The following is a 22,515-nucleotide window of genomic DNA, read 5'->3' on the forward strand; positions in this document are numbered from 1 at the left end:
GCAACATGTGTTCACCGGGTACGGATGTGTTCTTCGAGGGTGAGCTTGATCCGAGGCACTGCATTTCTTCTTCTTCCGCCACCTATCCGTGGGATGTGTGGGTGCAGGGTGATTTGATTGTCTATCATGATTCGCTGGTCATCCATAAAGTAAATGGAGAAACCGTCTTGCAGTACACAAAGCCGCAAATAGGTGGTGGTGTTGCCAATGGTTTTGACCCCGCTTATAAGGTCGACGGTACAAGGTTGACTGAAGGCTATATTGGGCTACAGGCGGAAGGGCAGGGGATTGCGTTTAGAGAAATTAAAATTAAACGGCTCGATTGATAGAAGCCGGGGCTGCGCATTTTTTATGATTTGAGAACGAGCCACTTGTTCGCTGTTTAGCGTCTTCGAAACGAATAGATAGAAGAAGCGGGCAGCATCACATCTCAAGGCCCGTAAACAAATCCTGGTTTAGTCTCGATGGGCCTGGTGGATTTTCTCATAACAGTTTCCTGTATTGTCAGGCGCAGTTTGTTTGTTGCCCTCTTTGTGGCAGCAAGTCAGGCCGGCTCTGCCCAGCCAGCGCCGGGTGATTACCTTGGGGAGTTTGTGGCGAGGTCGTATGGGCAGCGCATGCCGGATATGGTCTTTAATTCTGCCGGCGATCTGATTGCGCTTGACCTTTTTGGTGACCGAGCATTGCGCTTCGATGGGGAAACCGGTGCCTTTATGGGCACTTTCATTGTTGAAGGTACCGGCGGGCTTAGCCGGCCTAGTGTGATCGAAGTGGGGCCAGACAATCACCTATACATCCTAGACGCCGGTTCAAACCAGATCTTGAAATTTGATGCAGAAACCGGGGCTTTCCTCGATACGCTCATCACAGCCGGCAACCAGGATATTCCCAAAGTTACCGATTTTGCGTTTGACGACGCTGGTGATCTATATCTCACCTCTACCGATACACACGAAGTTTTGCGGTACAGCGGCATAACCGGTGCCTTCATCGACGTGTTTGTCACGCGCAGAAGCGGGACCTTGTCCAACCCCTCACAACTGGCTTTCGGGCCTGACGGATCCCTGTATGTTAGAGATGATCTCTTGGACCAGGTTTTTCGTTTCGATGGGACAACCGGCGCCTTCGTCGATGTGTTCATTGCTTTGCCGGCCAACGCGACTGCCCAGATGAAATTTAGTCCTGATGGCCGGTTGTTTTTCAATACGCCTGAATCCATTCTGCAATACGATACGCAGACAGGTGCCTTGCTTGGCGAGTTTGTCCCGCAAGGCGAAGGCGGACTTCGGGATAACACTTCCTTTACATTTGGTCCGAATGGAGATCTGTATGCAAACAGCAGGGATCACCACAGCTTTGTGAGTCAGCAGGTATTACAGTTTGATGGGACAAATGGTGGATTTCATCGCCTTTTTGTACCCGTGCCCAACGGCGGCCTCGATCAACCATTTGGGCTCACCATTGGTCCTGATGGCCATTTCTATGTAGCCAGCTTCACCTTGCACGCCGTATTTCGATATGACGGCACATCCGGGCAATATATCGATACGTTTGTGTTGCCGGACCAGGGCGGGCTCGAAGGAGCGTTTGCTCTAGCTTTTGGGCCGGATGGTGATCTCTATGTGAGCAGTTTTGGTACCAACGCTGTGCTGCGTTATGATGGTGAAACGGGCACATTTGTAGATGCGTTTGTTGAACCTGGAAGCGGTGCTTTGGAAGGCGCCGGCGGGTTTGTGTTTGCGCCTGATGGACACCTGTATGTAAGCAGCTTTGAAACGGATGCTGTGCTTCGGTATGATGGTGAAACAGGAGCATTTATAGATAATTTTACTGGATCAGGTACAGCCGGCCTGTCGGGTGCCCACGGATTGCTGGTTGGGCCTGATGGGCTACTCTACGTAGGTAGTTTTCGAACAGACGAAATCCTGCGTTTTGACCTGGATACAGGCGCATTTGTAGATGCATTTGTTACGGCGGGCAGCGGGGGACTCGATGCACCCCAGGACCACGTTTTTGGTCCAGATGGACATTTCTATGTAACCAGCCTGTTTACCAATGTGGTCTTGCGATACGATGGAGAGACTGGAGAATTTATTGATGTATATGCAAACTCGTCTCGTGGCCCGTTGTCTGGTCCACGCGGATTGGTGTTCGGCCCCAACAATGATCTATTTGTTAGTAGCATCGGCAACGATATAATTCTGCGGTACGCCAGTCCTTTTGCTTTAGACACCTATGTGGAATCGGGGATGGACTTGCCCGAGGCTGCTTCATTAGCCGGAAATTATCCCAACCCATTCAAAGCTTCGACACAAATTACATATTCTCTCCCGGCGTCAGTTCAGGTTACGTTGTCCATATATGATATTATGGGGCGGCACATCGCCACAGTGGTTGATACCTTTCAGCAAGCAGGAGACCATGCAGTTGGTTTTTCGCCAGAAAACCTGCCAGCTGGTATGTACATCTACCAGTTAAGCACCGGAGCGCACACACAAACAGGACGCATGTTGCATGTTCGGTGATCATCCAACATATGGCCTTACCTTCCGCGTTGGATTCGCTGCGCTTCTGCTTGTGATGGGATTGCCTATGGTGCTTTATGCGCAATCAGAAGGGCAATTTGTGGATGCAGTTGTTCGAGATGGCCGGCCCCAACAGGCGCGCAACATGGTCTTTGGACCCGATGGGCATTTGTATGTGAGCAGCATTACGGACCATAATGTTGTCAGGTACGATGGCGAATCGGGCCTCTATCTGGATGAGTTTGTGCGCACAGAAGCTGGCGGACTGGCTTCACCCCGCGGGATGGCTTTTGGGCCCGACGGTCACCTCTATCTCAGCAGCCACACCACAGATGAAGTGCTGCGTTACGATGGTGAAACTGGCGACTTTTTGGATGTATTTATAGAATCGGGTAGCGGTACGCTTGATGGTCCGGCTGGTCTCGTGTTACAGCCTGACAGTACGTGGCTTATAAGCAGCATCAATACGGATGAAGTGCTACATTTTGACCAGGATGGTGCTTTTGTAGATACTTTCATCGCTTCAACTGGCAACGGCCTCCGCTATTTTTATAGCCTGATACGAGGGCCAGATGATCACTTGTACGCCGGCAGCTATGCCACCCACGAAATTCTGCGGTTTGATGGTGTTACTGGAGCGCTGATCGATACTTTTGTTGCATCAGGTAGTGGGGGACTCCGATATCCTTATTCGCTCACTTTTGGACCTGATGATAACCTCTACGTTGGGCACTGGGCTCGGTTCGTGTTACAGTTTGACGGGGAGACCGGAAACTACATGAGCAAGTTTGCTTCACGCGTTACATCCGGTGAGGTCCGTGTTGTCTACCTGTTGGTAGCTTTTGGTCCCAACGGGCAACTTTATGTGTATGATGACGAGGCAGACATCGTGTTTCGGTATCATGGCCGCACCGGGCAGTTGATTGATGAGTTTGTGAAGAAGCAGGGAGGGCGGATACAGGGGCCATTTGGGCTCGCTTTTGGGCCAGATAGCTCCCTTTTCGTAGCCGGGTTTGAGGGACCATTTGTTTATCGTTTCCACGAAGAGAGCGGCGCGGCGCGCGAGCCGGCGTTGGCCTGCTGCCTAAACCTGCCTTGGCGACCATTTGATTTGCTACTGGATACATCAAATCGGCTCTATGTATCCAGTTTTGGTGAAGACAAGGTTGTTCGCTACGATGCAATTACTGGCGAGTTACTTGAAAATTATATAAACGCAGGATCGGGGGGCCTGGATGGCGCTGGTGGTATGGCCTTTGATTCGAGCCAGACCTACCTGTACGTTGCAAGCGTGCTGACGGATGAAGTGCTACGCTACGACGTTGAAACTGGTACTTTTGTAGATGTTTTTATAACAGCACAAAGCGGAGGGCTTGATGCGCCGCATGGTGTGCAGATCGGTCCGGATGGCAACCTTTATGTCGGCAGCTATTTTACGGATGCTATTCTACGGTATGATGGTGTAACAGGCGTATTTGTTGACGCTTTTGTTGAAAGTGGCAGTGGGGGCCTCGACGCCCCTCAGGATCACGTCTTTGGGCCCGATGGTAACTTGTATGTGAGCAGCCTTTTTACAAATGAGGTTTTGCGATATGCAGGAGATACCGGTACGTTTATGGATGTTTATGTACCGGCGTTGACTGGCGGCCTGGATGGCCCCCGGGGACTGGTTTTTAGCAAGGACAATCTCCTGTATGTAAGCAGCTTTGATACGGATGAGGTGCTGCGCTTTGTTGGGCCGGCATCAAAAAAAGGTACACAGCTCCCTTCGCAAGTAGCATCTGTATTTACGCTTGGCGCCAACTATCCCAACCCATTTCGCACCGCAACACAAATTACCTACACACTCGCTGAAGCCGGGCCTGTGGAGATCGCGGTTTATGACATGATGGGGCGGCAGGTCCGACTTGTTGTGGATGCCGTTCAGCCGGCGGGGCAACATAATGTTTGGGTACACCTGGACGATTTACCAAGTGGCGTCTATGCCTACCGCCTACAGGCGGGAGCCTTTGCTGATACCCGTCAAATGACGCTGATTCGCTAGCGGAGGATGCAGTACGATGAAAAGGCTATCGAATAAACTAAGGCGCATTTGGGTTGTGTTGACGTTCCTGATTCTCTGCACTGTTGGATCAGTTTATAGCCAGCAATTGCCTGGTGATTTTCTCGGTGCTGTTGTTGCTGAAAGGCTAGCAGAAGTACCCGCTGATGTTATTTTGGGCCCTGATAATCACCTCTATATTGCCAGCTTTACACTAAACAGTGTGCTGCGCTATGATGGCGAAACCGGTGATTATCTTGACACCTTTGTGCGTAACATCAATGCCCCAACCGGACTGGATTTTGGTCCAGATGGCAACTTGTACATAAGCAGCTTCTGGGATCGACAGATATTCAACTATGACGGGGCAACGGGTGACCTTATCGGTACATTTGTAGCTGATACAACCGCCGGATCTGGTTTTATACTTGATATCGTTTTTGGGCCGGATGGACACTTGTATGCAGGAAAACGAAACGAACATCCGTCCGTGGTGCGTTATGATGGTGCAACAGGCGAGTTGATAGATACCTTTGCTGTTGCGGAGAATAATAACTTCAGGCTTCCCGATCATCTGGTATTTGGCCCAGACGGCAACCTCTACATAAGCGATACACATGTCTTGCGTTTTGATGGGGCTACGGGCGCTTTGATAGATACGTTCATCCCGAGTCTTCGCGGCGGAATTCTTCGTCCCGGTAAACCATTTTTTAGCACTGACAATTCAATCGTAATAAGCAGTCAGGGGAGCGGAGAAGTTTTGCGGTTTGATGCGGAGAGGGGTGTTTTTATGGAGGTGTTTGCCGCGGCTTCCAATGCAGGGATAACAGCACCCGGTCCGATAATACAAGGGATCACAGGGAATCTACTTATTCTGGATACCGGTAACGCCAAGGTCTCGGAGCATAACCTAACTTCTGGTGCATTCGAGGGATACTTTATTGATTCAGGCTCGGGTGGCCTCGACTTTCCTACGAGGTTATTGTTTGGCCCTGATAGCCTGTTGTATGTGGCTACCGGGCAAAAGGGCGTTTATCGATATGCATCGGATACAGGCCGTTTTGTTGACAGACTCATCACCCCCAACCAGGCTGGATTGACAGCTATTGGAGATATGGCATTGGGGCCGGATGGGTTTTTATATTTTGCGCATGAGTCGGAGGACGAAGTCTTACGTTTTGATGCCAGAAGTGGCGCATTTGTAGATATTTTTATACCGTTTCAAACGGGTGGACTGAAGACGCCGAGGACGCTTTTTTTGGGGGGTGATGGCTTGCTGTACGTGTTGAGCAGTGGGTCGAGCGAGGTCCTGCGGTTTGACCAGGATTCTGGTGCGTTTGTTGATGTGTTTACATCGCTCGATAAGGGAGAACTGCGGGAGCCAAGCGATATGCTCTTTAGCCCGGATGGTTTTCTGTACGTGAGTAGTTCGATGGGCATGGAAGGAGGAATCTGGCGTTTTGATGCGCAAACGGGAAACTTTGTTGATCGCTTTGCAGAGCTACCAAACAGCGATTCATCTAGTCGGTTTGGGGAAAGGCGACTCCTGCTATTGGGCCCCTACGGGGATATTTACGCCGCAAGATCTGGTGGTAGCGAAGTTTACCGTATTAACAAGTCTACCGGAGCAGGGAGTGTTTTTGTCCCTTCACAATCAGGTAGGCTGCGTTGGCCTTTAGGGATGGTATTCGACGCAACGGGCAATTTGTATGTCAGTAGTGCGTTGAGAGACCAGGTGTTACGTTTTGCACCGCCGTTACCTGTGCGGGTCGGGGTCGAAGATGGGCGATCTGCACCGTATCCCGTCTTGGAACACCAGATCTTTCCGAACCCAGCGGTGGCTGTGGCCACGATAGCTTATAGCTTGCCGCACACAACCAACCTGACAATCACCCTGTTTGATATCCAGGGCCGGCAACTGCAACGCTTGCAAGATGGCGTAAAAGCAGCCGGCGATCATACGCTTGCTGTCAATTTGCGCACCTATCCTGCCGGGCTCTACTTTTACCACCTGCAGACACCGGACATTGAGCAAATCGGCCGCTTCGTCATTGTGCGTTAAGGGATACGGTTGTTAATTCTGGCACGTAAGCTGAAACTTTGCGATGTTGCGAGTTATAGACTACCCAAGCATTCTGCAAATCCGGTTACTGGATGTACAACTCCCTTCGTAAACTGTTTACGCTGCTAAAACAAACAGGCCAGGCATTTTGGGCCCAACGCGGCTTGCAAAAATCTGCTGCATTTGCTTACTACACAGTGTTTGCGTTACCCGGATTGCTCTTGATCACCCTTTCTGTGGCCAGTGTTGCTTTTGATGCCGAGCACGTGCAACGGCAGGTTTTGGAAACACTCGGGACTTACCTGGGCACAGACACCGCCGGCACCATTGAAGCCATGATTGCGCATGTACGGTCGCAGGCTACGGACCTCACAGTAGCTACTACAGGCGGTGTCCTGGCGCTCTTGTTTGGCGCAACCGGTGCTTTCTCCCAGTTGCAGGTTGCATTAAACGAAGTGTGGGGCATAGACCAGCTTTCGACGAGAGGCGGATTCAAACGTTTTCTGAAAAAACGGCTGCTTTCTTTTTTCGTCGTACTGGGGATGGGATTTTTGTTGATGCTTTCGCTGGTGTCTCGCGCACTGGTGGCCTTCATCGACCGACAAATGAATCAGGTGATGGCTGAATCGATTGTTACCACCATGATGACCGGTGCATTATTTCTCCTCTTCTTTCTGATAACCACCCTGCTCATCGCTATTCTGTTCAAAGCGCTGCCAGACCTGGATGTGTCATGGGGCAATGTCATTGCCGGAGCGCTGGTAACAGCTATTGGCTTTACGATAGGCAAAGAACTGATGAGTTACTTCATCAGCAACAGCAATTTTGGCTCTGCATTTGGCGCCGCCAGTTCCCTGGCAGTGATCCTGGTATGGATCTATTTCTCAGGAGCCGTCCTGTTTTTTGGTGCTGCGTTTTCGCGGGAATGGTCGCAAAAGGATTAACTGTCTGCCGTTGCATGAGCGTGGCAGGCTGTCGAGATGGATCGCGTGCGTTTGGTTGTTAGGAAACGGTATCAAGCGTCGTGAAACTCTCAAAGTCTTCATTACTCCCTCACATCAGAATGGAACTGGAATAGCTATTCTATATATTAGGTCAAAAATACGACCTTTAGCGAATGTACTTGCTTATCGGTTATTCGATAAGCTGTCGAATAACGATACAAGTTCAAAAGCTAGTGTACATTCAGTTTACCACCTTTTAATTATCAACGCTGGTATATAGATATGCGATATTCTTTCTTACTTCTCCTGGCCTTTTTCATGCTGTCCGCATGCGTAAGTGATCAGTCGACCCCCGCTGAATCCTCCGAAGCTGCCGAGGCGGAAAAAGTTGAAGAAGCTACCGAGGCTTCGGGTGATGGTGAAATTGTGATTCAGCCTATAGATAACCAAATGCAGTATGCTAATGAAGCATTTACGGTCAAAGCAGGAGCCACGGTTACACTGGTAATGGACAACATCGCAACGATGGAAGCCATGCAGCACAATGTTGTAATTTTGAGCCCGGACGCTGATTTGAATGCGATAGGCATCGCTGCTATTCAGGCTGGCCCCGACAACGAATATGTTCCGGATGACCCTGCCGTTCTGTTCTACACGCCGCTGGCTGCTGCTGGTGATCGTGTAGTTGTAGAATTTACAGCACCTGAGCCAGGAGAATACCCCTTCATTTGCACGTTTCCCGGGCATTACAGTTTAATGAAAGGTGTGATGACAGTTGTGGCGTAATCTTGAATCAAGTAGCATATTTGAGAAAGCACTCTTGATACGTTAAGAGTGCTTTCTCTATTTTTGACCCTGTCTGTTCTGAGTATCTGACGCAACCGTGATATCATGCGCCGTTTGATCGAAAAAGTATCAACCATCAATCCCGTTCGCCTGTTTCTAGAACTGATAATCGTTTTCCTGGGCGTTTATCTCGCGTTTCTTTTTACAAGTTACAAAGAACAACAGCGGACCGACGCAGAAATCGAGCGAATAGCCGCACTTATGCAAGTTGGGCTTGATCGTTATGAGCAGTTATTTGAAGGCTTTGCCCAGCGGCACGCCATAGGAAATGAAGAATTCAGACTGCAGTTGGAAAACAATGAAATCCCTGTGTTCTATGAGACATATTTCGCTTCGCCGCAATATCCGGTAGATGTCATAAATTTTGTACTTACGCGCGAAGGATACGACGTTTTCTCACTGGATTTCTATGTTCCGTTAACATCATTTGCACACGCAATTCAGCGGATCATGTATGTGGAAGAGAAATTGGTTCAACTAGGGGAGCGATACCGGCGATTGCCGCCTTCAGGTGCAGTCACGTACCAGAGGGTATACAACGAGCAATACATTCTTGCGCAGCAATACTACCGGTACCTGGAAATGCGCAAAAACATGTCGGCTGATCTGGCAAACCAGGCGCGCCAGCTGAAGGCGCAAATTGCCGATTTTAAATAGAAACGCTACTGGTTCATTGTAAAATAAAAAAGGCCACAGAGCTATTCCTCCGTGGCCTTTTTGTCTGTATGGATGTCTAACTTACTTAAGTAATGTCATCCGTTTGGTGACGCTGTAGCTGGCTGTCTCCATCACGTAAAGGTAGACGCCGGCGCTAAGCTCTGTTGCGTCAAACGATACGGTGTGGTATCCCGCATCCCTGGTTTCATTGACAAGCGTTGCCATTTCCTGGCCCAGCGAGTTGAATACCTTGATCGATACGTGCGCCGCTTCCGGTACACCAAACTCGATCACCGTGGTCGGATTGAACGGGTTCGGGTAGTTTTGATTGATGCTGAACTCTGTTGGTACACCGCTGGTCTGAAACGCATCCCGGCGGTCTGCATTGATGTCAGACGGGGCCGCACCACCGCTACAGTCGTAATCCGGATCGGTGTTCTGTGCCGGATCGTAGGTAAGGCTGGCATGCGAAACGTTGTCTGCGCAGATACCCAGATCAAACGGGCGGGTTGTAAAGCTGTTGGATTCCAAAACAGCAATGCCATTGCCGTCCGTTACGCCCGTATCAAATCCTGAGAGATCACCTTCGAAGGTACCGTCAATTGTAACGGTAGCAACCGGACTTCCGGTGTCATCGTGGATCAGGAACGTTGCTTCAACAAACCGCTCGCTGCCGCTTCTGGTGATCTCCGTCGTAATGCTCTCGATGTGCATTGTGCCGCCACCCGTGCCATCACTAATGGTTACGGTTTGGCTCGTGGTGTTGGTTGCACCCATATCGTCGGTTACGGTCAGGCTAACCGTGTAGCTGCCGGCATCTGCGTAGGTATGCGACGGGTTCTGGGCGGTAGACGAATTCCCATCGCCAAACGTCCAGTTCCACGACACAATTGAACCATCGCTATCTGTACTTGCATCGGTAAACGTGGTTGTAAACAGGGTAGTGGAGAAGCTGAAGCTTGCTGTAGGCGCGATGTTGCCGCCAGACTCACAGGCAAAATCCGGGTTGGTATTCGCCAGCGGATCGTACGTGAGCGATGCGTGGGTAATGTTGTCCACACAAATGCCCAGATCAAACGGGCGGTTCGAGAAATCATCTGACGTCAGCACAGCTTCACCGCTGCTGTTGGTTACGCCAGAATCAGTACCAGAAAGGTCGCCACTGAATGTACCTGTCACTGTAGCTGCATCAACACGGTTGCCGTTATCATCTTCTACTACAACGGTAGCTTCTACCGTACCACCGCCACCGCCACGGATGGTGGCTGTTGTGATGGCAGTAATATGCATGGTGCCACTGCTGGTGCCATCGTTAACCGTTACTGCAAGCGTCTGTGAATCGGAAGCACCCATGTCGTCGGTAACCGTCAGCATAACCGAGTATGTGCCGTTGCTGGCAAAGGTGTGGCTTGGATTTTGAGCGGAGGATGCGTTGCCGTCTCCAAAGTCCCAACTCCAGGATACCACGCTGCCGTCGCTGTCGGAACTGGCATCAGTAAAGTCACAAGAAAGAAGCGTACAGCTGTTGGTGAAGTTGGCCATCGGTGCGCTGTTGCCACCACCATCGAGGTTGGGTTTTACAATAAACAAGCCGTCTTCGATGCTGCTTACTACAACGTTGCCACTTGCAAAGTACGGGTAATTACTCCACGCACCGTTGAATGAAGCATTGTTGTTGCTCGGGTACGTGTCAAAAAAACCAACTTGAACAGGAGTTTCAGGGTCGGTGATATCGAGGATGCGCAAGCCGGCAGTATAGTTGGATTCGAATACAAGATCTCCCAGCACATACAGGTTATGGTCGATTGCCGTCGTTGGCCCAAAGTAGTCGCTGGTGAGGAAGGGATCATCGAGGTCTTCGAGGTCCCAGATAATGGTGCGCGTATTGCTGCCTCCTTCGTCCAGTTCATCATTCTGGTAGAAGTACCGCTGGTCTTCAGAGAACCAACCCTGATGGACGTAAGCGCTGTTTGGATAGCCTTCGCGGGAAAGCTGAACAGGGTTGCTTTTGCTGGTTACATCAACAATCGTGATGGTGTCTTCGTTTGAGTTGACACAAATTTCTTTGCCATTGTGCTCTGCGTCAGGGCCAGTGTACATCACGCACTGGGCGTCATGTGTGTAGCCATCGCTGGAGAAGCAGCCGGCATCAATCGGACTGGTTGGGTTGTTGATGTCAACCATGTGCAGGCCGGCCGCGCACGTGTTGCTGCCCACGCTGTAGGCAAATCCGGAGCCCTCGTTGATTACGAGGTTGTGCGCGCTGCCAAATGCATCATAGTGTGCGGTATTTGAAAAAGTTGCCGGCGGATTTGTTACGTTACGCAGTTCTGTTAAATCAAAGATCTGCATGCCATGCCCAGACGCCTCACTGACGATGAAGGCGTGGTCGTTGAACACTTTGATGTCGCGCCATGTGGAAGAAAACGTATGCGTTGCAAGGCTGCCTAGATAGACAGGCTGCGTTGGGTCGCTGATGTCTACAAAGGCGGTACCCGTTGTCAGGCCTACCAGGGCGTATTCTTTGCCCGTAGTCATGTCGGTCCAGCCCCAAATGTCATTGGCTTCGGTTGTACCAGCGCCACCCATTTCGGTGATGCTCATGAATGCCTGCAGGTCAACCGCCTCACATTCGTAACCGTCAGCCATGCCGTTGATGCAAGCTGCATCCTGGGCAAAGGCAGGGGTAGATAAAAGGATACCAAACGCTAAAAGCGCTAAAACGCGGAAGTACATATCTTACTTTGGTCTTAAGAATGGAAAGGTGCACATACAGCCCATACGCCTTGGCTGTACATTGCGGGGAATGCGTTTCACATCAAAAAGGCAGCGGGGTCAATCGGCTTGCTGGATGGCATGCAGAGGGGAAGATGCGCAAACAGAACAGCCGGCTATGTATTGCCTATGCGAAGTTCGAGAAGGCTTGATAATAGAGAAAACAAAGCCCATCGGCAATCGCTTTTGGCAAATATATTTTTGTGGGTGGAGATTGGGGTGAGGAGAGAGGAAGTTGGCGGTTCTTTTCCTGCTCGAACCATTACAATGATGCCAAAAATCGGTGGATGAAATGTACAGACACCGAGCCCTCGCCTACTGCTGATGCGACACGTTTTACGGAGCCGCTTCTGATATCACCTGCTGCAAAAATGCCGGGTACATTGGTTTCTAGTAGATAGGGATCTCTTTCGAGTGGCCAGTTCTGCAATTGAGTTTCTTTATCGAGTTCGCTGCCGGTGATCACAAATCCGCGTGCGTCGGAGGCCACGATGTCTCCGAGCCAGTCTGTTCGTGGTACCGCGCCAATGAAAACAAAGAGGAAGTTGGCTGGCACTTCGTTTGTTGTATTCGTCTGGCTATTGGTTAACACCAATTGTTCAAGCCGGTCTTTTCCTTTACAGTGTGTTACAGAAGTATGGGTTAAAACTTCAATATTTTCTCTTTCCTCGATCCGGCTGACGAGATAGTGGCTCATTTTGCTTGCCAGGCTTTCGCCACGAACGAGCATCGTTACTTTCCGGGCATACTCACAAAAGAACATGGCTGCCTGGCCGGCTGAATTACCAGCGCCGATGATGTACACTTCTTCGTTGCGGCAATTCAGGGCTTCTGTCATTGCAGCGCCGTAGTATATCCCGCGGCTTGTGAGTGTGTCTGCACCATCTGCAGGTAGTTTTCGCCAACTCACACCCATGGTTAACATGAGGGCGTGGCAGTTGAGCGTGCTACCGTCTTTCAAGGTCAACTGTTTGTAGGGGCCGTCCACTGCCAATCCGGAAACCGACTGGGGGGTGAGGATCTCTACACCAAAACGCTGTGCCTGGGCTGTTGCACGCCGTGCCAGGTCGGCACCAGACAAGCCTACCGGAAAGCCGAGGTAGTTTTCAATACGGCTGGACGTGCCGGCTTGTCCACCCGTTGCTGATTCTTCGATGAGCACAGTGCGCAAGCCTTCGGAAGCACCGTAGACTGCAGCTGCAAGGCCGGCTGGCCCGCCACCAACAATCGCGAGATCATAGAACGCCTGATCGGCCTGTACACGCAATCCGAGTTTTTCAGCAACCACAGTTGCAGATGGACTCACCAACTGCTCGCCATCTGGCAAAACCACAATCGGCAGCGAAGGCGCGCCATCACCTGAAGCCAGCTCGGTGGCAAGGGCGCGGGCTTCTGCACTTTTTTCGATATCGGTAAAGGTGTATGGAATCTGGTTGCGTGCCAGGAAGTCTTTGACCTCATGCGATGCAGCAGACCACCGGTCGCCAATTACCCTGATGCCGCCAAATCCCGGTCGATACAACAACTGCCAATCTGCAAGCAAATCGTCGATGATCGGATAGAGGCGCTGCTCAGGTGGATCCCACGGTTTCATCAAGTAGTAATCGACCTTCGATTCGTTGATTGCAGAAATGGCTGCATCCGTATCCGCATAAGCGGTTAACAGGGCGCGTTTCGTATCCGGGTATAGCTCCATGGATTCGCCGAGCATGGCAACCCCATCCATTTGCGGCATCCGCTGGTCCGATACGATGAGTGCTACGGGTTCATCGCGCTCTTTAAGGGTTTTCAGGGCCTCGAGGGCTTCCGTCCCTGATGGTGCGCGTAGTACACGGTAAGTATCTCCGTAGCGCCGGCGCAAGTCTTGGGAAACAGCACGCAGCACTGCGGGATCATCATCTACAGCAAGGATCGCGGGTTTGGTTTTTTTGCTCAAAGCTTCAGTATGATTATCTGTTTAGCTTACCGGGAGGCGCACCTGGAAGCAGGTTTCACCGGGTTCGGAGATAAATGAAAGGGCACCGCCATGGCGTGCCGTTACGATTCGGTAAGAAATATCGAGCCCGAGTCCGGTACCTTCACCGGTATCTTTGGTGGTGAAAAAGGGCTCGAATATACGGTCTTTGATTGTATCAGGTATGCCGGCGCCATTATCTACAACTTCAATTTCAATACTCTTGAGTGTTGGCTGGTAGCGGCTTCTGATGGTAATGCGGCCATTGCTTTCAGGCACTGCGGCAATTGCGTTATCAAGCAGGTTGGTCCACACCTGATTTAATTCGCCGCCATACGCCTCAACAACCGGAATGTCGCCATATTCCTTGACTACATCGATGGCTTTGCCCCTCAGTTTATGGTTGAGGATGGTGAGCGTGTTGTTAATGCCTTCATGGATATCTGTTTCACTTTTCTCATTGGCCTTGTCCATGTAAGAATAAGACTTCATCGCCTGAACAAGTTCGGAGATGCGCGTCGTGCTCAAGGCAAGCTCACTGCTGAGCATGCGCATCTCGCAGCTCTGCGTCAACCAACTCAAAAAACTGCTCACCTGGTCTTCGTGCAAAGCTTCTGAAAACGAGACAAGAAAGTCGCGGGTGAACCCCATGCTTACCAGCATGGCTGCGGCATCCCACGAAGCCGGCAAGTCATGCTCATCAAGGAAGTCTGCAAGGTCATCTTCCAATTCGCTTGCTGTCAGGGCATCGTGGCTGGGAGATTCCCCCTCAATGACATCGATTACGGGCTGAAAAGGATGGCCTGTGCCCGCGCTGTCTTTGAACATAATGGGCTGTAGCATGCCCGAGGAGAGGGCATTGAACATTTTTAGCGTCTCCACCATCTGTTGGGCAGCGCGCTTTGCAGCTGAAGCAGGGTTGTTGAGCTCATGGGCAAGTCCGGCTGCCATGGTGCCCAGGGCAGCAAGCTTTTCCTGCTGGACCTGCACGTGTGCATTGGCCCGCGTGCGGTCGAGCATGATGTGGGCAAACCGGCTTTCCAGCGGCGGAATGGCTTCTAGCATGGCCTCAAAATGCCGCTTGTGTAGCCGGGCCAAGCGTGTTGGCATGGTCGCTGCAGATGCCGCGCGAAAGATGGTCATGCGGGAGTGGGGAAGCATGCCGCTTACCTGGCCGGCTTCCGTCATGAATACGGCCAGTGTGCCATTTTCCTGCCGTGCTTCAAAGCGAATCTGCCCTTCAAAAATCACATACATCCATTCCGCCGGGTCTCCTGATTTGGTGAGGGGGTCACCCGTATCCAGCGATAGCGGCTCCATGTGTTCTTGAAGCCACGCGAGTGCTGTAGCATCCAGGTCTTCAAATACTTGAATGGACTGCAAATCAGCAGGCGTAATCATAGCGATTTAGGGAGTAATGCCAGTTAAGAGGAGACACTGAAAATTGGCAAAAGAAGGCATAAATGTGTTACCCTTCTCGGCAAGCGTGCCGGCTGATTGCCCTTTGCTTGCCACTGGGCAAAACGCTCAAGATACGATCCTGATCGTTCTATATGGAATTTTCCATGCGCCCACTTGCAACTTTGCAAAATAATCGGGATCCAATGTACAAACCCAACCCCACTAATTCACGGCGCTTCCTGTTATGTTTTACCTCGCTGCCGCTATTCCCCCCTTTTTTGCTGAAGTTGCCATTTTATTGGTGCTAGCTGCGCTGATTGCGTACGTCGGCTACCGCCTCAAACTGGTGCCCATCGTGGGCTTTTTGTTAACCGGTGTTGTGATTGGTCCAAATGCTTTGGGCCTCGTTGCCAACCAGGAGTTGGTAGACGCTACAGCGCAGATTGGCGTAATTCTGCTCCTCTTTACCATTGGTATTGAGTTTAGCCTGGAAAAACTGGTGCGTATCAAGCGGCTTGTTTTTGGCGGCGGACTGCTGCAGGTGCTGCTCACCACAGGGCTTACCTTGCTCATCCTGATGTCCTTCGGCGTTTCCTGGCAAGCCAGCCTGTTCACCGGTTTCCTTGTAGCGCTGTCGTCAACAGCCATTGTACTCAAGCTGCTTGGCAGCAAAGGTGAAACCAACACGGAGCCCGGACAAGCTTCGCTGGGTATTCTGATTTTTCAAGATTTGTCGATCATTGTAATGGTACTGCTGGTGCCGATGCTGGCCGGCGAAGTGAGTGATTCTTCAGACATCTTTCTGGCCCTTGGCAAAGCCACGCTCATTATTGTTGTCTCTTTGTTTGGCGCCCGACGCGTGATGCCCATTGTGCTGGAGCGCGTGGCGAAAACCTGCTCACAGGAGCTGTTTCTGTTGGCGTTGATTGCAATTTGTTTTGGGATGGCCTTGCTCGCGAGTCTGGCAGGTGTGAGCCTGGAGCTTGGCGCTTTTCTGGCCGGCCTCATTGTGTCCGAAAGCCGGTTCTCCGAGCATGCATTTGGTGAGATCCTTCCGCTACAAATCCTCTTCTCCGCAACGTTCTTTGTCTCTGTTGGCATGTTGCTCGACCCGGCGTTTCTCTTTACCAATTTACCGCTGGTGTTGGGCGTTGTTGTGCTGGTTCTCTTGCTTAAGTTTCTCACAACCGCGTTCAGCTTAAGGGTGCTCGGCTACAGCCTTTCAACTGCTGTTACAACCGGGTTTTTCCTTGCACAGGTAGGGGAGTTCTCGTTTGTGCTCGAGCGTGCCGGCAGGGAGTTAGACCTGTATCCAGCCGGCATGGAAACGACTGGCTCAAAAACCTTTATCGCGGCAACGGTTGTATTGATGGTGCTTACGCCGCTCCTGTCTCAACTCGGACAGAAACTGGTTGCACGTCTACAACCTGCAGGTAGTAGCGAAGAGCCCTCTGAAATGGAAAGCCAGGGAACGGAGGAAGAAACACAGGGATCTGAAGAGCACTTTACGCTGCAAAACCATGTGGTGTTGGCCGGCTATGGTGCTACGTCGCGGGCATTTTCCAGCCTGCTCAAAGCGGCTGATATTCCACAGATAGTTGTTACGCTAAGCCCTACACGGGCGCAGCAGGCAGAAGCGCAAGGGATTCCCGTGTTTCGCGGAGACCCCACGCGGCAGAACGCACTGCTGCATGCACGGGTCAGTTACGCTAAAATGCTGTTTGTTGCAGATGATGACCCCGAGTTGGCCCATAAGGTTGCCCGTGTGGTCCGTACGATTAATCCAACGGTAAAGATTATCGCCCGCTCTCGCACGTATGCGCCGGCTGACGAATTGCACCACGCCGGCACTGACTTGTTGCTGGCAGATGAACACGAGGTGGTTGTCCAGTTATTTGCTGAAATGCTGCGCGACTACCACGTTGAGCCGGCTGAAATGGAGCAGTGCCTGGGGTCCGTTAAACACGACGGCTACCTGAGTTTGCGAGACAAAGAAAGTAGCAAGAAACTCGCACCGATTGGCGCGATGTTGCGCGGCGCATTGGATACGCGAACGGTAACCCTGCGCGAGAATGCACCGATTGTCGGCAAAACCCTGGAAGATGTACACTTCTCAGGCAAAGGCCTCGATGTAAAGGCCATCAAGCGTGGTGATATGATCGTGAACCGCCCAGACAACGAACTCACCCTACGCCTGGGTGACCAGCTTACACTCATGGGAGAGGCACGCGACTTTGCCGCCTGCGCCCTGTTGTTCTCCGGGCACAATCCGCCGCAGGACAACGGTAGCGTTGTTTCACCGGGTAGCTTTTCAGAGAATGACATACATCTTTACGGCGCAGATTGGTGTTTGCTCACCGGTGGTTTTCAGGTATACTTCCGCCGGCACGGCTATCCTTACACATTCCACAACATCGAGCAAGACGAAAGCGCAAAAGAAGCAGTCATCGCCATGAACAACGGCAAACTCAAGTTTCCGATGGTTGTAGTGGGGGATGTGGTTATGAAAAACCCACCCATCGATGAACTCGTGCGCGTGCTGAAAGAGAAGCAGGTTGTCGCTTCTGTTCAAAGTTGAGCTATGCTGATGTGCCTAATACACGCTCCAACAACGCGTAGTGAAGTACATTAAATGTTTTAGCAGAAAATCCGGCTTTGCAAGAGACCCTGCTGAAAACAGGCACATATGCTTGCATGAATGCACTTGAACGAACTTGTTATGTAATTGAATGGCTATATAAAAGGTCAGGTAGTAGCTTTTTTCAATGCATTTATTCACCAGCCTTTTTCTCAGCATGTCTGCATACCGATTGAGATCCTTTTGCTTGCTCTTTTTTTTCATAGCGCTTTCAGGATGTGAGCGCTCGACAGCCCAGAATACTGGGGACATCCCTGGTGTTTCCACGGAACGTGCTGCCGAATTGGACCGCAAATTCCCTGAAATCATGGCAAAGCATGGCGTTAATACAACCGGGGTAGGGGTAATTAAGAACGGTGAATTGGTTTGGGCCGGGTACTATGGAGAGCAAGCAGCAGGTGTACCGGCTTCCCATGAAACGCTTTTTAACGTAGCCTCCATCACCAAGACGATCACTGCTGAAGCCCTTTTGCATTTGGTCGATGACGGGAAGTTGGATTTGGATGAATCGATGGCGCCCCATTGGGTTGATCCAGATCTTGTTGACGATCCGAAGCACAAATTGCTAACGCCAAGGATGACCCTCAACCATTCTTCCGGTTTTTTGAATTGGAGGAATATTAGCGCTGACAGAAAATTGAAGTTTGTCAACGACCCGGGCACGATGTTCGGATATTCCGGCGAAGGATTTGAGTATGTGATGCGGTACGCGCAAAGGAAACTAGGGGTACATCCAGAAGAGCTCGTCAAGCAATATGTATTCGACCCTGTCGGCATGGATGGAGTGTCTTACAGCGTACGCCAGGCAAACTTCGATCGCATTGCCCAGCCTAAAGATGAAAATGGCCGTGCATATGATCCGTATTGCCGTCCCGGAGGATTTTGCGGGCAAGAAGGCCGATATTTTGCGTCTGATGATATGGTCATCAGTGTTGAAAGCTATGCCAGGTTTTTGATTTCAGTGATGAATGAGGAGGGGTTGAGCAAAGCGCTCATCGCTGACCGGAATCGCGTTCAAATTACCAAGCCGGCAGACCAGGCAATGGTTGACTGCGAAATGGATAAAGATCAGGTGTGTCCTGTGGCGCAGGGGTATGGCTTAGGCTGGGAAGTGCTCGACTATGGAGATACCAAAGTGTTAAGCCATAGCGGCAGCGATTGGTCAGAGTTGACCCTGGGCTACTTTTATACTGAATCTAAAGACGGCTTGATCATCTTCTTCAATGCGCCCAACGCGTTGGCGGTAGGTGCAATGTACGATACCCTTGTACTTATGGACCCCGACTCGCCCATGATCGGGGGATACGGCCGGTGGATCGAATGGCTTGAGTCTCAGCAGTAGTGCCAGTGATTGCCAGACATTCCTGCCTATCTAAGCTGTAAGTTGGTGTTGAGATGGGCAGCAACGATAATGGTTACTTCACCAGCAACATGCGCCCGGTACGCGATGTGCCGTTTGCCTGCGTTACGCGGTAGAAATAAACACCACCTGGTACGTCGCCTGGCGTCCAATTTTGCTGATGTGAACCTGCCGGCAACACGCCATCCAGCAACACTTTTACTTCTTGCCCGAGGACATTGAACACAGCTACGTGGGTTTGCCCGGCAACTGCTGTGGTAAACGAAATGGATGTCGAGGCGGCAAAGGGATTGGGATAGTTTTGTGCGAGGATCAGCTGATCCGGTGTTTCGCCGGCCATTTCATTGCTTACGCCCACGTTGCCCAGTACCACGCTGATACGTAGCCCTGTATTGAGTTGGCCGCCGGCTTCAGAGAGGCTGAAACTGTTTGTCGCGGTCATATCCACGGGGCCAAACTGGGTGCCGGTCACATCGTCTGTTATTTCAAAGGATCCAAGCGTGGCAAGTGGGGCAGAGTCCCAGGATAGCGTGATGTCACTACCTGGGTCTGCCTGAAAACCAATTGAAAACTGTAACTCGGTTTCAGAAATACTTCGCAGGTCGGTCTGGTAGTTTTCGTTGTTTATCGCTGACCAGGCATTGATGGCCGCCGACGGCGGAGACGGCGGAGCTAGCACGTCCAGGTCAACATCAAAGTCATCTGTTGCATTCGGATGGGTACCGATGGTTAGCACGGTTGACTGAGATCCTGCTGTAAAGGTAACCGGCAACGTAAATTCCTGCGCCTGTGTATGCAGCGGCAGGCAAAAGCAGAGTACAAGAAAGAGCGTGATGAAGTGCTTCATGGCTTATTAGGGGTTTCAGAACGATAGAAGCAAACTGGGGTTTGAACGCCTTGTGTGCGGGTTGGCGTGTGGTATCAGACTGTTATGGCTTGTCGTACCATTTTCCCACCTTTGATGAAAACATGCCGGCTAATCAGGGGATTTGATCGAGCAGGATGTGCGCTTCAGCAGCTGGCACCCCGAGATTCGAACCTTCAAAATCTGGTAGGATAGCGGCATTGACAGCGTAGACTTTGCCGTCAAGCCCGAGTACTGGTATTCTCTCTAGTCTACTGGGATCCACTGGGTGCCGTTTTTGAATGCGCTTTGAAGGACTTTGCACATTTCTTGGGTCTTGGAGTCTACTGGGTTCCACTAAACGCCCCTGACACTTTCCCCGACACCGATTATTTTCTCTTCAACGATTTGTTCAGTGGCGAGCAGCTTGCTTGTAAGCTAATCTAGCTGGTTAAGTTTTTAAACTAATAGGGCTTCATGAGTAGAACTAAGATCATTCAAATATCATCTTACATGTAACTATATCATTCACTATATTCGAAATAATTCGATTATCCATTGTCATTCCACTAGTCGAAATCATGTTAAATAATTATCGGCTGATTACTTTCATTCTTTTGTGCTTGCTTCTTGCTGTAGGAGTTGCCTTAGAGTGGGAAGTAATTTGGTCTAGTAAATTATTATCAGAACGAAATGATGTTAAAAGCACTTTAGATTTCACAAATGATGCGTTAACTCTCCCAACTCGAAGTACGAACGACAACTATCACATCAATACATTTCAAGGCGTTGTGAGCGAGATAGATGGGTTGCGCTACTACAATCACAAATGGTGGTTTGACAGCGAAGATGGCACAGCAGACCTTGCAAAATATGGTGGCTTTTTCAATTCCACTCCCACTCAATTGCACTTAGAAATTGATGATGAAGGAAGTGGTCTCCCTGACATAATCGCAAACATTAGTCAGCCTCAAGTACTGACAAGTGAACATATTGCCAGTCTTGCATTAGGAAATCAAAGAGAAAGAATTCCTATTTCCAATCACCTCAGAAGACGGCTTGAAGTCGAACGTCCAGTGGAGAAATATGAGTGGCAATATGAGGATGAATCTGGAACGATACAACGACAGTTTATGGAACTCTGGCTAATGACCTTTGATGTAACAATCGAAACTCAACCAGCTCGTACTAATCTCAAGCAGAAAAGAAAGTACCATGAAATACTAGGCCGAAGATTGAGCAACAAGGCTGAATATGAAGATCAAAGGCATGCTCCCTTCGATTTATTGATAAAGCTTTCGCCTAACGATAAAGCTAGGTATTATCAAGGTATTCAAACAGAGTTTGGTAACGATATCAACTCAGACGATGCAGAATTTGGAATTGCAGCCGTTGAAATACTAGATGTAGATTTTTATGGGGACAAGGAAGAAACTGAGCAAAGAATTGGAGCATTTGCTCCTAAAGGACTTGCATACGCTTTATATGAAAGTCGAGAAAGCATTCCTTTTGCCGAAAGAATCGAATCCGAAGATGGGCAAAATGAACTTCTCACATCTCCGATTGCAAACATTACTGGAGATTTTTATGAATTAATTAACCAAAGGAATGGTGGAGATGAATTTGGTCTGTTTAATGAGACCAAATATTTCCTGATTCGAGTCTCGAATATTGGTAGTTGGAGAAAAGGTAATTGGTTAACAGATGTATTCTCAAAAGGAACAAAATATGCGGATCGCATACACATTCGTTTTGCTGTCTATTTATTTGTTAAGGGGAATTGGTGGATAAAAAAGCCAACTTTGACCTCTGGTCTTCAGCCCAACGATGTGTACAGACAGGATACTGAAGGTCTTATCCCAAGAATTTGGTCAGGGGTAAAATCTCTTTTACCAAGCTTCAAAATGGGTTTTTTTGGAAGATTGATCTCTATTTTTTTTATATTTTCACTTGCAGCAATTTCATTTCCAGGTGTTAGTTCAGTATTGAGTCGAATTTTGAAAAAAATCACTAAACAAAACAACAATTCGCGACAATAAACTACCGCAAAGCAAGCTACGCTGGTCAAACTCATTCTTCAAAGTTACTGTAACCTTACAGATAGACAACAAGCGCTTTACTAGATCGAGTGGGGAAGAAAAAGAGTGACAAGGGCGCAAAAATAAATACTAGGAAAGAATCACAAAAAAGGCTATACTAAAAAAGCTATTTCCATTCAACAAGTAACTGCTTGTAAGACTTTACCAAACTTGAATAAGGAGGAATATAGACTCTTTTGCCAAATCGCTGGTCATATTTTTTTACGCTAAAATGCAAGTGAATTGTAGTTGTGGCACCGGGTAAGTAATTTGAAATTCTTCCCAATCGCTGCCCTTTACTCACAACTTGGCCTTCATTAACATATCTCATTGTCGAGTCTGGATTTAAATGTAGATAAGACACAAGCGCTTTTCCATGCTCAGGGCGCA

At 49.9% G+C, this 22,515-nt stretch carries 16 protein-coding genes; 10 read left to right on the forward strand and 6 right to left on the reverse strand.

Annotated features, from left to right (window positions below):
- From AAF564_15800 to AAF564_15830, 7 genes are all read left to right on the forward strand, one after another.
- Positions 1–326: family 16 glycoside hydrolase (locus tag AAF564_15800; protein ID MEM8487016.1), on the forward strand; the 326-nt coding region annotated here is incomplete at its 5' end.
- Between the two features lie 147 nt (positions 327–473).
- Positions 474–2,525, forward strand: coding sequence for a T9SS type A sorting domain-containing protein (locus AAF564_15805; GenBank protein ID MEM8487017.1), 2,052 nt, complete (start codon positions 474–476; stop codon positions 2,523–2,525).
- On the forward strand, positions 2,515–4,569 hold the full coding sequence (locus AAF564_15810) for a T9SS type A sorting domain-containing protein (GenBank protein MEM8487018.1): 2,055 nt from the start codon (positions 2,515–2,517) through the stop codon (positions 4,567–4,569). Before AAF564_15805 ends, AAF564_15810 begins: the two co-directional genes overlap by 11 nt.
- A 16-nt stretch (positions 4,570–4,585) precedes the next feature.
- Positions 4,586–6,628, forward strand: a complete 2,043-nt coding sequence (locus AAF564_15815; GenBank protein ID MEM8487019.1) for a T9SS type A sorting domain-containing protein — start codon at positions 4,586–4,588, stop codon at positions 6,626–6,628.
- A 92-nt stretch (positions 6,629–6,720) separates the two neighbouring features.
- Positions 6,721–7,572 carry a YihY/virulence factor BrkB family protein gene (locus AAF564_15820; protein MEM8487020.1) on the forward strand — a complete coding sequence of 284 codons (852 nt, stop codon included), beginning with the start codon at positions 6,721–6,723 and terminating at the stop codon, positions 7,570–7,572.
- A gap of 282 nt (positions 7,573–7,854) precedes the next feature.
- Positions 7,855–8,358, forward strand: a complete 504-nt coding sequence (locus AAF564_15825; GenBank protein ID MEM8487021.1) for a plastocyanin/azurin family copper-binding protein — start codon at positions 7,855–7,857, stop codon at positions 8,356–8,358.
- Positions 8,359–8,463: 105 nt separating this feature from the next.
- Positions 8,464–9,075 (forward strand): hypothetical protein, encoded by a 612-nt coding sequence (locus tag AAF564_15830; protein ID MEM8487022.1) that lies wholly within the window; start codon positions 8,464–8,466, stop codon positions 9,073–9,075.
- Positions 9,076–9,156: 81 nt separating this feature from the next.
- Here the strand turns inward: AAF564_15830 and AAF564_15835 are convergent, their stop codons facing one another.
- The 3 genes from AAF564_15835 to AAF564_15845 form a co-directional block, all read right to left on the reverse strand.
- On the reverse strand, positions 9,157–11,811 hold the full coding sequence (locus AAF564_15835; GenBank protein MEM8487023.1) for a choice-of-anchor B family protein: 2,655 nt from the start codon (positions 11,809–11,811) through the stop codon (positions 9,157–9,159).
- A gap of 301 nt (positions 11,812–12,112) precedes the next feature.
- Entirely contained in the window at positions 12,113–13,786 is a 1,674-nt protein-coding gene (locus AAF564_15840) for an FAD-dependent oxidoreductase (GenBank protein ID MEM8487024.1), read from the reverse strand.
- Positions 13,787–13,807: 21 nt separating this feature from the next.
- Positions 13,808–15,205: an ATP-binding protein gene (locus AAF564_15845; protein MEM8487025.1), complete on the reverse strand. Its 1,398-nt coding sequence runs from the start codon at positions 15,203–15,205 to the stop codon at positions 13,808–13,810.
- A 244-nt stretch (positions 15,206–15,449) separates the two neighbouring features.
- On the opposite strand from AAF564_15845, the gene AAF564_15850 reads away from it, so the two are divergent.
- Positions 15,450–17,783: a cation:proton antiporter gene (locus tag AAF564_15850; GenBank protein MEM8487026.1), complete on the forward strand. Its 2,334-nt coding sequence runs from the start codon at positions 15,450–15,452 to the stop codon at positions 17,781–17,783.
- Between the two features lie 217 nt (positions 17,784–18,000).
- The gene (locus AAF564_15855) at positions 18,001–19,185 is read left to right on the forward strand and encodes a serine hydrolase domain-containing protein (protein MEM8487027.1); all 1,185 of its coding nucleotides are present in this window, start codon (positions 18,001–18,003) and stop codon (positions 19,183–19,185) included.
- A 73-nt stretch (positions 19,186–19,258) separates the two neighbouring features.
- On the opposite strand, the gene AAF564_15860 is transcribed toward AAF564_15855, so the two are convergent.
- The gene (locus tag AAF564_15860; GenBank protein MEM8487028.1) at positions 19,259–20,050 is read right to left on the reverse strand and encodes a T9SS type A sorting domain-containing protein; all 792 of its coding nucleotides are present in this window, start codon (positions 20,048–20,050) and stop codon (positions 19,259–19,261) included.
- Positions 20,051–20,183: 133 nt separating this feature from the next.
- The gene (locus AAF564_15865) at positions 20,184–20,333 is read right to left on the reverse strand and encodes a hypothetical protein (GenBank protein MEM8487029.1); all 150 of its coding nucleotides are present in this window, start codon (positions 20,331–20,333) and stop codon (positions 20,184–20,186) included.
- A gap of 295 nt (positions 20,334–20,628) precedes the next feature.
- Between AAF564_15865 and AAF564_15870 the strand changes: the two genes are divergently transcribed.
- Complete coding sequence (locus tag AAF564_15870; GenBank protein ID MEM8487030.1) at positions 20,629–22,086, forward strand: hypothetical protein; 1,458 nt, start codon at positions 20,629–20,631, stop codon at positions 22,084–22,086.
- A gap of 166 nt (positions 22,087–22,252) precedes the next feature.
- Here AAF564_15870 and AAF564_15875 read toward each other — a convergent pair.
- On the reverse strand, positions 22,253–22,515 hold a 263-nt coding region (locus tag AAF564_15875; GenBank protein MEM8487031.1), incomplete at its 5' end, for a M23 family metallopeptidase.

The sequence above is a fragment of the Bacteroidota bacterium genome (assembly GCA_039111535.1).
Lineage (GTDB): Bacteria > Bacteroidota > Rhodothermia > Rhodothermales > JAHQVL01 > JBCCIM01.